Origin of the sequence: Pseudomonas sp. DWRC2-2 (assembly GCF_049897885.1) — a bacterium.
Classification (GTDB): domain Bacteria; phylum Pseudomonadota; class Gammaproteobacteria; order Pseudomonadales; family Pseudomonadaceae; genus Aquipseudomonas; species Aquipseudomonas azotoformans_A.
Genome location: NZ_JAFCXD010000013.1, coordinates 68,785 through 78,394 on the forward strand (window position 1 = coordinate 68,785; position 9,610 = coordinate 78,394).

General features: G+C 63.3%; 8 protein-coding genes and 2 riboswitches. Of the genes, 4 read left to right on the top strand and 4 right to left on the bottom strand.

Features of this window, described 5'->3' with window-relative positions; all coding sequences use genetic code 11:
* Positions 1-13: 13 nt before the first annotated feature.
* Genes ACP7EW_RS30355 through cobW form a run of 3 tightly spaced genes read right to left on the bottom strand, consistent with a single transcriptional unit; the run spans position 14 to position 5,838 of the window.
* The gene (locus ACP7EW_RS30355) at positions 14-1,012 is read right to left on the bottom strand and encodes an ATP-binding protein (protein WP_426221752.1); all 999 of its coding nucleotides are present in this window, start codon (positions 1,010-1,012) and stop codon (positions 14-16) included.
* Positions 1,012-4,773 (bottom strand): cobaltochelatase subunit CobN, encoded by a 3,762-nt coding sequence (cobN, locus tag ACP7EW_RS30360; RefSeq protein ID WP_426221753.1) that lies wholly within the window; start codon positions 4,771-4,773, stop codon positions 1,012-1,014. Before cobN ends, ACP7EW_RS30355 begins: the two co-directional genes overlap by 1 nt.
* A gap of 3 nt (positions 4,774-4,776) precedes the next feature.
* The gene (cobW, locus tag ACP7EW_RS30365; protein ID WP_038851265.1) at positions 4,777-5,838 is read right to left on the bottom strand and encodes a cobalamin biosynthesis protein CobW; all 1,062 of its coding nucleotides are present in this window, start codon (positions 5,836-5,838) and stop codon (positions 4,777-4,779) included.
* A gap of 93 nt (positions 5,839-5,931) precedes the next feature.
* Positions 5,932-6,132, bottom strand: a riboswitch (cobalamin riboswitch).
* Between the two features lie 116 nt (positions 6,133-6,248).
* A riboswitch (cobalamin riboswitch) is annotated at positions 6,249-6,451 on the top strand.
* Positions 6,452-6,547: 96 nt separating this feature from the next.
* Between cobW and ACP7EW_RS30370 the strand changes: the two genes are divergently transcribed.
* The 4 genes from ACP7EW_RS30370 to cobM all read left to right on the top strand — a co-directional run bounded on the left by ACP7EW_RS30370 (position 6,548) and on the right by cobM (position 8,657).
* Positions 6,548-6,736 carry a CbtB domain-containing protein gene (locus ACP7EW_RS30370; RefSeq protein ID WP_012723860.1) on the top strand — a complete coding sequence of 63 codons (189 nt, stop codon included), beginning with the start codon at positions 6,548-6,550 and terminating at the stop codon, positions 6,734-6,736.
* Between the two features lie 11 nt (positions 6,737-6,747).
* Entirely contained in the window at positions 6,748-7,452 is a 705-nt protein-coding gene (locus tag ACP7EW_RS30375; protein WP_061436499.1) for a CbtA family protein, read from the top strand.
* Positions 7,449-7,841, top strand: a complete 393-nt coding sequence (locus ACP7EW_RS30380; RefSeq protein ID WP_426221754.1) for a cobalamin biosynthesis protein — start codon at positions 7,449-7,451, stop codon at positions 7,839-7,841. The genes ACP7EW_RS30375 and ACP7EW_RS30380 overlap by 4 nt, the downstream gene beginning before the upstream one ends.
* Positions 7,842-7,910: 69 nt before the next feature.
* On the top strand, positions 7,911-8,657 hold the full coding sequence (gene cobM / locus ACP7EW_RS30385; RefSeq protein WP_426221755.1) for a precorrin-4 C(11)-methyltransferase: 747 nt from the start codon (positions 7,911-7,913) through the stop codon (positions 8,655-8,657).
* Between the two features lie 63 nt (positions 8,658-8,720).
* Here cobM and nfuA read toward each other — a convergent pair whose 3' ends face one another.
* Entirely contained in the window at positions 8,721-9,305 is a 585-nt protein-coding gene (gene nfuA / locus ACP7EW_RS30390; RefSeq protein ID WP_003190728.1) for a Fe-S biogenesis protein NfuA, read from the bottom strand.
* Positions 9,306-9,610 lie beyond the last annotated feature (305 nt).

The window sequence follows — 9,610 nt, forward strand, 5'->3', positions numbered from 1 at the left end:
CGGGGGCGAATGCCTAGGGCTTTTTTGGCCAGGTAGGTACATCCCGGCGCGCCCCCGTGGGCAGGGCCGGAGCGGGCATGTCGCCCCATTGGCCTTGGCCGGGCGAAGTATCGGAGGGTTTGGGCGACTGCCCTTCGTTCGGAGGACTGGCCGACGGTGCCTGCTCCTGACGGCGGTGGCGCAAGGCAAACTCGGCAACCGCGTCGATATCTTCGTCGGCAATCGCGCTGGCGCCCCGCCAAGCCGCATGGGCCCTGGCACCCCGCAACCAGACAAGGTCCGCACGCAAACCATCGACGCCCGCGGCAAAGCACCGCTCGGTGATCTGAGCCAGCGCGTCATCATCCAGCGCAATCGTGTCGAGCCGCGCCCGTGCCTGGGTGCAGCGTTCGCGCAAGGCCGACTGCGACGCTTCCCACTGCGCGCAGAACGCCGCGGGGTCGCTGTCGAAATCCAGGCGACGGCGAATGATCTGCCCGCGCTCGGTCGGCAAGGTCTGCCCGCTCAACGCCACGTTGAAGCCGAAACGGTCGAGCAGTTGCGGGCGCAACTCTCCCTCCTCCGGGTTCATGGTGCCGATCAACACGAAGCGCGCCGAATGGCGATGGGAAATACCGTCGCGTTCGATAAGGTTGGTGCCGCTGGCGGCCACGTCCAGCAGCAGGTCCACCAGGTGATCGGGCAGCAGATTGACTTCATCGACGTACAACACGCCGCCATCCGCCTTCGCCAATACGCCGGGAGAAAACTGCGCACGGCCCTCGCCCAATGCAGCGTCCAGGTCCAACGTGCCGACAAGGCGCTCTTCAGTCGCGCCCAGGGGCAAGGTCACGAACTGACCGCTGGCCAGCAGGTCCGCCAAACCACGCGCCAAGGTCGACTTGGCCATGCCGCGCGGGCCCTCGATCAACACACCGCCGATCTTCGGGTCGATGGCGGTCAGGCACAGCGCCAGCTTCAAGTCATCGGCGCCCACTACGGCGGACAGCGGGAAATGGGGAATATCGGTCATCAGCTGTCTTCTTCTATATCGAGCAACAGGTTTTCCAACGCTTCGCGGTACGCCCCCGGCTCCTGCCACATGCCACGCTGTTGCGCTTCAAGCATGCGCTCGGTCATATCCCGCAGCGCATCAGGGTTGTGTTGCTGCACAAAGGCGCGGGTGTCGGGGTCGAGCAAGTAAGCGTCGGCCAACAGGGCGTATTGGTGATCGTCAATCAGCGCCGTGGTGGCGTCAAAGGCGAACAGGTTGTCCACGGTCGCCGCCATCTCGAAGGCACCTTTATAGCCATGGCGCTTCACGCCCTCGATCCACTTAGGGTTGGCAGCACGGGAACGGATCACCCGGTTCAGCTCTTCCTTCAGGGTACGGATCTTCGGCAGGTCGGGCTGGCTGTGGTCGCCATGATAGCTGGCAGCCTTGTCGCCACTGAGCGTTTCCACGGTAGCGAGCATGCCGCCCTGGAATTGGTAGTAATCGTTGGAGTCGAGCAAGTCGTGCTCGCGGTTGTCCTGGTTCTGCAACACCGCCTGCACCTGGCTCAAACGCTGGGCAAATTGCGCGCGGGCGGCGGTGCCTTCGTCGGAACCGCCATAGGCATAGCCGCCCCAGTTCAGGTAAACCTCGGCCAGGTCTTCCCGGCTTTGCCACAGACGACCGTCCACCGCGCCCTGCACGCCCGCGCCGTAGGCACCGGGCTTGGCGCCGAAGATGCGCCAACCGGCCTGTTTCGCCGCCGCTTCTGCGTCCAGGCCAGACTGGAGCAGCGCCTCACGCTCACTGCGCACCTTGGCCGCCAGCGGGTTCATATCATCCGGCTCATCCAGCGCCGCCACGGCCTGCACCGCGGCGTCGAACAGGCGGATCAGGTTGGCGAACGCATCGCGGAAAAAGCCCGACACCCGCAAGGTCACGTCAACGCGCGGGCGGTCCAACAGGCTGATCGGCAGGATCTCGAAATCATCCACCCGCTGGCTGCCGGTCGCCCACACCGGGCGCACGCCCATCAGGGCCATGGCTTGGGCGATATCGTCGCCGCCGGTGCGCATGGTGGCGGTGCCCCATACCGACAGGCCCAGCTGGCGCAGGTGGTCGCCGTGGTCCTGCAAATGCCGCTCAAGAATCAGGTTGGCGGACTGGAAGCCGATGCGCCAGGCCGTGGTGGTCGGTAGGTTGCGCACGTCGACGGTGAAGAAATTACGCCCCGTCGGCAGCACATCCAAACGCCCGCGACTCGGTGCGCCACTCGGGCCTGCCGGCACAAAACGGCCGCTAAGGGCATCCAGCAACCCACGCATTTCCGCAGGGCCACAAGCATCCAGACGCGGCGCAACCACCACGCGCAGGCTTTCGATAACGGCCTTCACGTCCTCCCAACCGGGTTCTTCCAGCTGTTCAAGCGGCCCTTCCAATGCTTGCTCGATCAATCGCGCCGCGTAAAGCTCCAGGCGTTCGCGGGTATCGCCAGCGGTGCGCCACAACTGCGGATCGATCTTCTGCAACACCAGCGGTCGACGCCCGGTCCAAGGCTCGGCCAAAGCACAGTCCAGCGGATCAAAGCCCAACTCAAAGGCCTTGGCCAACACGCGCAGCAGGCTTGATTGCGGGCCACGGCCATCGCCACGCGGGATGCGCAGCAAGGCCAGCAAGGTGTCGATACGCAAGCGCCCTGTGGGCGACTCACCAAAGATGTGCAAGCCATCGCGGATCTGCGACTCTTTCAAGTCGCATAGGTAAGTGTCCAGGCGCGGCAGCCACACGGCAGCGTCGGCGTCGCTCCCCAGCTCAAGTTCCTGGTCGATGCGGGTTTCGCGCACCAGCTTGAGGATGTCTTTCTGCAACTCCAGGGCGCGTCGCGGATCGAGCAGTTGCGCTTCGTAATATTCGTCGGCCAACAGCTCAAGGTTACGCAACGGGCCGTAGGTTTCGGCACGGGTCAGCGGCGGCATCAGGTGATCGATGATCACCGCCTGAGTGCGCCGCTTGGCCTGGGCGCCCTCGCCCGGATCGTTGACGATAAAGGGGTAGATATTCGGCAACGGCCCCAGCAGCGCATCAGGCCAGCAGTGTTCCGACAGGCCGACGCCCTTGCCCGGCAACCATTCAAGGTTGCCGTGCTTGCCCACGTGGATCACACCATGGGCACCGTAGGTGTGGCGCAGCCAGAAATAGAACGCCAGGTAGCCGTGGGGCGGCACCAGGTCCGGGTCGTGGTAGACGGCGCTCGCGTCCACCTGATAACCCCGCGCTGGCTGGATACCAACGAACGTCAGGCCCAGGCGCAAACCAGCAATCATCAGGCGGCCGTCACGGAACATCGTGTCGTTATGGGGCGTGCCCCAGCGCTCCAGCACGGCCTGGCGATTGGCCTCGGGCAAGCGACTGAACATCGCTTCGTAGTCATCCATGCCCAGGCTTTGATGGCAGGGCCGTAGATCGAGGCTGTCGAGGTCGTTGGTGACACCGCCGAGCAAATCGTGGATCAGCGCAGTGCCGCTTTCCGGCAGCGCATCCGGCACCGGATAACCCTCAGCGTGCAAGGCGCGCAGGATATTCAGCGCCGCTGCCGGCGTATCCAGGCCAACACCATTGCCGATACGCCCATCGCGGGTCGGGTAGTTGGTGAGGATCAGCGCGATGCGTTTGTCGGCATTCGGCACTCGCGCCAGTTCGACCCAGCGGCGCGCCAATTCAGCGACAAAATCCATGCGCTCGGGCGCTGCGCGATAGCACACCACGTCCGACTGACTGCGCTCGCTACGCCACGCCAAATCCTTGAAGCTGATCGGCCGGCTGATGATGCGCCCGTCCAACTCCGGCAAAGCAATGTGCATCGCCAGGTCGCGGGGGCCGAGGCCTTGCTCGCTGGCTTCCCAGCCGGGCTGGTTGTCCTGGGCACAAATGGCCTGTATCACCGGGATATTGCGGCGAAACGGGCGCAAATGCGGTGCTTCCGGACTGGATTGGGCGAAACCGGTGGTATTGAGGATCACCGCAGCGCCCACCTCGTCCAGCAGGTCCTCGACCACCGCCAGGCAGCCGGGCTCTTTCAAACTGGCAACCGCCATCGGCAACGGGTTGAGGCCCGCGGCCTGCAAACGCTGGCAGAACACATCAATAAAACCGGTATTCGCCGCCTGCAAATGCGAGCGGTAGAACAGCACCGCCGCCACCGGAAACTCGGTATTCCAATCCGCCTGCCAATCATTCAGCCGGGCGTTGGCGTGGCGCGGATGATAAATCGCCGTGCGCGGCAGGGTTTGCGGCTCGGCCCAGGCGTAGTCACGGCCCAGGTAGGCGCTGGCCAGGCAGCGATAAAAATCCATAGCATTGCCCAGACCGCCCTGGCGCAGGAAGTGCCAGAGGCGATCACGCGCTTCGGCGCCGACGGTGCTCAGGCCACTGAGTTCCGGGTCCGGGCGATCATCCCCTGGCACCAGGATCAGCTGCACACCGCGCTCCGCCAGTTCCACCAACCGCTCGATGCCGTAACGCCAGTAGCCGATGCCGCCATGCAACGAAATCAGGATGACCTTGGCGTGGCGCAGTACCTCATCGACATACAGGTCCACCGAGGCATGGTTCTGCACCTGCATCGGGTTGGCCAGGCGAAAGCTGGGATAGTCGTCCGGCAACTGCTGCGCCGCTTCGGCCAGCAGCGCCAGGCTGGAATCGCCGCTGCACAGGATCACCAGGTCAGCGGGGGTTTGTCCAAGGTCGGCAATATTGTCGTCCGAGACGAAACCACCGGGCTGGGTCCTGAGCAGATGCATGGGTTAAACGCTGAGGGCAGCGCGCAGTTGCGCTTCGAGACCGGCGGCGTCGAGGTCCTGACCGATCAGCACCAGACGCGTGATGCGCGCTTCGTCAGCGCTCCAGGCACGGTCGAAGTGCTTGTCGAAACGCGTACCCACGCCCTGGATCAGCAGGCGCATCGGCTTGTTCGGGATCGCGGCGAAGCCTTTGACGCGCAGGATGCCGTGTTGCACCACCAACTGGGTCAGGGCGTCGAGCAGCAGCGCTTCATCGGCTTGCGGCAGGTCGATGGAGATGGAATCGAAGGCATCGTGATCGTGATCGTCTTCACCTTCGTGATGATGATCGTGATGGCTGTGGCGACCGTCGATGTGCTCTTCGGAGCCCGCACCCAAGCCGATCAATACATCCAGGGGCAAGCGGCCGCTGCTGGCTTCGATGATCTTCACCGCTGGCGGCAGTTCTTCGGCGACTTCCAGGCGCACGCGGGCCAGGTCTTCAGGGCTGATCAGGTCGGATTTGTTCAGGATAACGAGGTCGGCGCTGGCCAGTTGGTCGGCGAACAGCTCGTGCAGGGGTGATTCGTGGTCCAGGTTCGGGTCGAGCTTGCGCTGGGCATCCACTTGGTCCGGGAACGCAGCAAAGGTGCCGGCGGCTACAGCCGGGCTGTCGACCACGGTGATCACGGCGTCCACGGTGCAGGCGCTGCGGATTTCCGGCCACTGGAAGGCTTGAACCAGCGGTTTTGGCAGGGCCAGGCCGGAGGTTTCGATGAGAATGTGATCGAGGTCACCGCGACGGGCCACCAATTCGCGCATCACTGGGAAGAACTCTTCCTGCACGGTGCAGCACAGGCAGCCGTTCGCCAGCTCGTAGACGCGGCCGTTGGCTTCTTCTTCGGTGCAGCCGATGGAACACTGCTTGAGGATTTCACCGTCGATACCCAGTTCGCCGAATTCGTTGACGATCACCGCAATGCGGCGGCCCTGGGCGTTGTCGAGCATGTGGCGCAGCAAGGTGGTCTTGCCCGAGCCGAGGAAGCCGGTGACGATGGTGACGGGGAGTTTGGCCAGTGTTTTCATCGGATGCCCTTGGGGGCGGGCATACGGGACGATAGGCCCTGCGACGGTGCGCAGCAGCGGATTTCGTCACCGGATCACCCCGCCCGGTTGAAGTAGAAAATCGGTTGCGAGGCAGGTCTCCTGGCTTGGGGCGTGCGGGTCTTGCGACCGGCGCTGGCTGCGCCTTCCCGCCGGTTTGGCAGTGGCGTGGCAGTCAGCTGAACCCTTTACAGTTGCGGGGGCAGCCGCGGCTTGGACCGCGTTCCCTTCTTAGCTTCGGCCTGGGGCCGAAGAACCTCGAGGGTGCAAGGCTACGCAGTGCTTGGGGGATGGTCAATGATGGGGTTGGGTACATATCCGTTTCTGCGGTAACGGATACGCCCCCACCCAAAAGCACAACCCAATTGACTCCCCTCCCACCCCCATGCTCTCCTACACATCTTGTTTCGGGTGCCCTTCACAGGGTGAAACGGGAAACCGGTGCGTCATAGCGATATGACCAGTCCGGTGCTGCCCCCGCAACGGTAAGCGAGCGAAGCGTCAGATCCACTGTGCCTACGGCATGGGAAGGCGATGCTTAATAGGCGCAATGCCCCTCGCAAGCCCGGAGACCGGCCCGAAAAAATCAGATAACAAACCCGCGGTGGGCGGGCGCTGTTCAAACCCTGCGTGCCCGGCTCGCGGGGTTTTCATGCGCTCGTTTCACCCTGACACCTGAAAGGGACGCGCCATGTCGATCATCAGCAGCACCTCGCACTCCGCCAGCAGCACCTCGACCCTGAGCCAACGCCTGACCGCCGCCATCGGCGCGTCGATCCTCGGCGCGTGCCTCGTGTATTTCGCCGGTTTCTCGCACATTGAGGCCGTGCACAACGCGGCCCACGATACCCGCCACAGCGCCGCGTTCCCGTGCCACTGAGACCTGCCGACATGATCAAGCGTATCGCGCAAACCGCAGGCTTCACCGGCCTGCTGGCCGCCCTGCTGCTGACCCTGCTGCAAAGCTTTTGGGTCGCCCCGCTGATTCTGCAGGCGGAAACCTTCGAAAAAGCCCCGGCCGCCACCGAAATGGCCCACGAACACGCCGAAGGCGCTGCCGCCCACACCCATGACGCTGAAGCCTGGGAGCCGGAAGATGGCTGGCAGCGCGTGCTGTCCACCACGGGCGGCAACCTGGTGGTCGCGGTCGGTTTTGCGCTGATGCTGGCCGGTCTCTACACGCTGCGTGCGCCAACCCGCACCGCCCAAGGCTTGCTGTGGGGCTTGGCCGGCTACGCAACCTTCGTGCTGGCACCGACGATGGGCCTGCCGCCTGAGCTGCCGGGCACTGCCGCCGCCGACCTTGCGCTGCGCCAGACCTGGTGGATCGGCACTGCGGCGTCTACTGCTGCCGGCATCGCTTTGATCGTGTTTGGTCGCAACTGGCTGCTGAAAGTGTTGGGCGTGGCGATCCTGGCGGTCCCCCACGTCATCGGCGCGCCGCAACCGGAAGTGCATTCGATGCTCGCTCCGCAAGCCCTGGAAGCGCAGTTCAAGATCGCTTCGCAGTTGACCAATGTCGCCTTCTGGCTGGCCTTGGGCCTGATCAGCGCGTGGCTGTTCCGCCGCAACCGTGACGACCAATACTCGGCATGACTTTGGTGGTTGGCCTGGGTTGCCAACGGGGTTGTGATCTTCACACCTTGTTGGCGTTGTTCGATTCTGCCCTCGCCGAGGGCGGTATCGAGCGCCACTGCATTGCTGCGCTCGCCAGTATTGACCGCAAGCAACATGAACCAGGACTAGCGGCATTGGCCGAGGTGCTGAACCTGCCACTGCAGTTTTTCAGCGCTGAACAACTGGCGGAGTTTGAACACCGCCTGAGCCACAAATCCGACATCGCTTTTGCCCATACCGGCTGTTACGGCATCGCCGAAAGCGCCGCGCTGGCCCTCGCTGAACATCTCGCCGGCTGCCCTGCCCGGCTGTTGATCACCCGTAAAAAAACCACCCAGGCTACCTTTGCATTAGCGTGCACCGGCTAAAATCCCGATAATCGCCGACCTCGATCATGAGCAACATTCATGCTCGCCCGTTTTTCAACAGGAATCACCATGACCGTCTACTTCATCGGCGCAGGCCCCGGCGACCCGGAATTGATCACCGTCAAAGGCCAACGGTTGATCCGCAGCTGCCCGGTTATCATCTATGCCGGCTCGTTGGTGCCTGCGGCGGTTTTGGAAGGCCACTCGGCAGAAACGCTGGCCAACAGTGCCGAATTGCACCTGGAACAAATCATCGATCTGATCAAGACGGCCCACGCGAAGGGCCAGGATGTAGCGCGCGTCCATTCTGGGGACCCGAGCCTGTATGGCGCCATTGGCGAGCAGATCCGCCACCTGCGGGAGCTGGGCATTCCGTTCCAGATCATTCCCGGCGTCACCGCCGTGGCTGCCTGCGCCGCCTTGCTGGAAACCGAGCTGACCCTGCCTGACATCGCCCAGAGCGTGATCCTGACCCGCTACGCCGACAAGACCCGCATGCCCGCCGGCGAGGATTTCGACAGCCTGGCCCGGCATGGCACCACCATGGCGATTCACCTGGGGGTCAATCACTTGGAGAAGATTGTCGCTGAACTGCTGCCGCACTACGGCGCGGACTGCCCGATTGCCGTGGTGCACCGGGCGACGTGGCCGGATCAGGATTGGGCGGTGGGCACCTTGAGTGATATTGCCCAGAAGGTGTCGGCCAAGGGCTTTCGGCGCACGGCACTGATTGTGGTGGGCCGGGTGTTGGCGAGTGACAGCTTCAGTGAGTCGTCGCTGTACCGCGCAGGCCATGCCCATCTGTACCGCCCCTGAAACGGGACATAAAAAAACGGCGCTCACGGGGCGCCGTTTTTTTGTTCGCAGCGAACACCTTACTCAGTAGTAGGCGTTTTCTTTCTGCGTGTGGTCGGTCACGTCACGCACGCCCTTGAGCTCTGGAATGCGCTCCAGCAAGGTGCGCTCAATGCCTTCGCGCAGGGTCACGTCCGCTTGGCCGCAGCCTTGGCAGCCGCCGCCGAACTTCAATACCGCAATGCCGTCATCAACCACGTCGATCAGGCTGACCTGGCCGCCGTGGCTGGCAAGGCCTGGGTTGATTTCGGTCTGCAGGTAGTAGTTGATGCGCTCGTTCACCGGGCTGTCGGCGTTGACATTCGGCACCTTGGCGTTGGGCGCCTTGATGGTCAACTGGCCGCCCATGCGGTCGGTGGCGTAGTCGACCACGGCGTCGTCGAGGAAGGCTTCGCTGAAGGCATCGATGTAGGCGGTGAAGCTTTTCAGCCCCAGGGCGGTGTCTTCAGGTTTCTCTTCCCCAGGCTTGCAGTAGGCGATGCAAGTCTCGGCGTATTGGGTGCCGGGTTGGGTAATAAAGACGCGGATGCCGATACCTGGGGTGTTCTGCTTGGACAGCAGGTCAGCCAGGTAATCGTGGGCGGCGTCGGTAATGGTTATGGCAGTCATGGAAACTCCTCACAGGCTTGCCGGCAGTTTACGCCAAAATATTACGTAGGTACAAAGTCCTAGTGTTTTTGTCGGGATAGGTTTGTTTGGGGGGAGTACATATCCATTATTTGGGTAACGGCGACTTAGGGTTCCGCCCTTACGGCGGGTCACTTTGCAAAAGCGGCAAAGTAACCAAAACGCTCTTGCCCCAACACTCGGCACCTCGCCTAGGCTCGGTGTGCCCGTAATCCGACAGGTATTTGGGGGGCCGCCGCCACGCGCCATCCATGGCGCGGGGCGGCTAAACCGGCATCCCTGCCGGT

Bases quoted from the DNA above. Each gene is read 5' to 3' on its own strand.
- ACP7EW_RS30355 (WP_426221752.1), bottom strand. From the start codon at position 1,012: ATGACCGATATTCCCCATTTCCCGCTGTCCGCCGTAGTGGGCGCCGAT.
- cobN (WP_426221753.1), bottom strand. From the start codon at position 4,773: ATGCATCTGCTCAGGACCCAGCCCGGTGGTTTCGTCTCGGACGACAAT.
- cobW (WP_038851265.1), bottom strand. From the start codon at position 5,838: ATGAAAACACTGGCCAAACTCCCCGTCACCATCGTCACCGGCTTCCTC.
- ACP7EW_RS30370 (WP_012723860.1), top strand. From the start codon at position 6,548: ATGTCGATCATCAGCAGCACCTCGCACTCCGCCAGCAGCACCTCGACC.
- ACP7EW_RS30375 (WP_061436499.1), top strand. From the start codon at position 6,748: ATGATCAAGCGTATCGCGCAAACCGCAGGCTTCACCGGCCTGCTGGCC.
- ACP7EW_RS30380 (WP_426221754.1), top strand. From the start codon at position 7,449: ATGACTTTGGTGGTTGGCCTGGGTTGCCAACGGGGTTGTGATCTTCAC.
- cobM (WP_426221755.1), top strand. From the start codon at position 7,911: ATGACCGTCTACTTCATCGGCGCAGGCCCCGGCGACCCGGAATTGATC.
- nfuA (WP_003190728.1), bottom strand. From the start codon at position 9,305: ATGACTGCCATAACCATTACCGACGCCGCCCACGATTACCTGGCTGAC.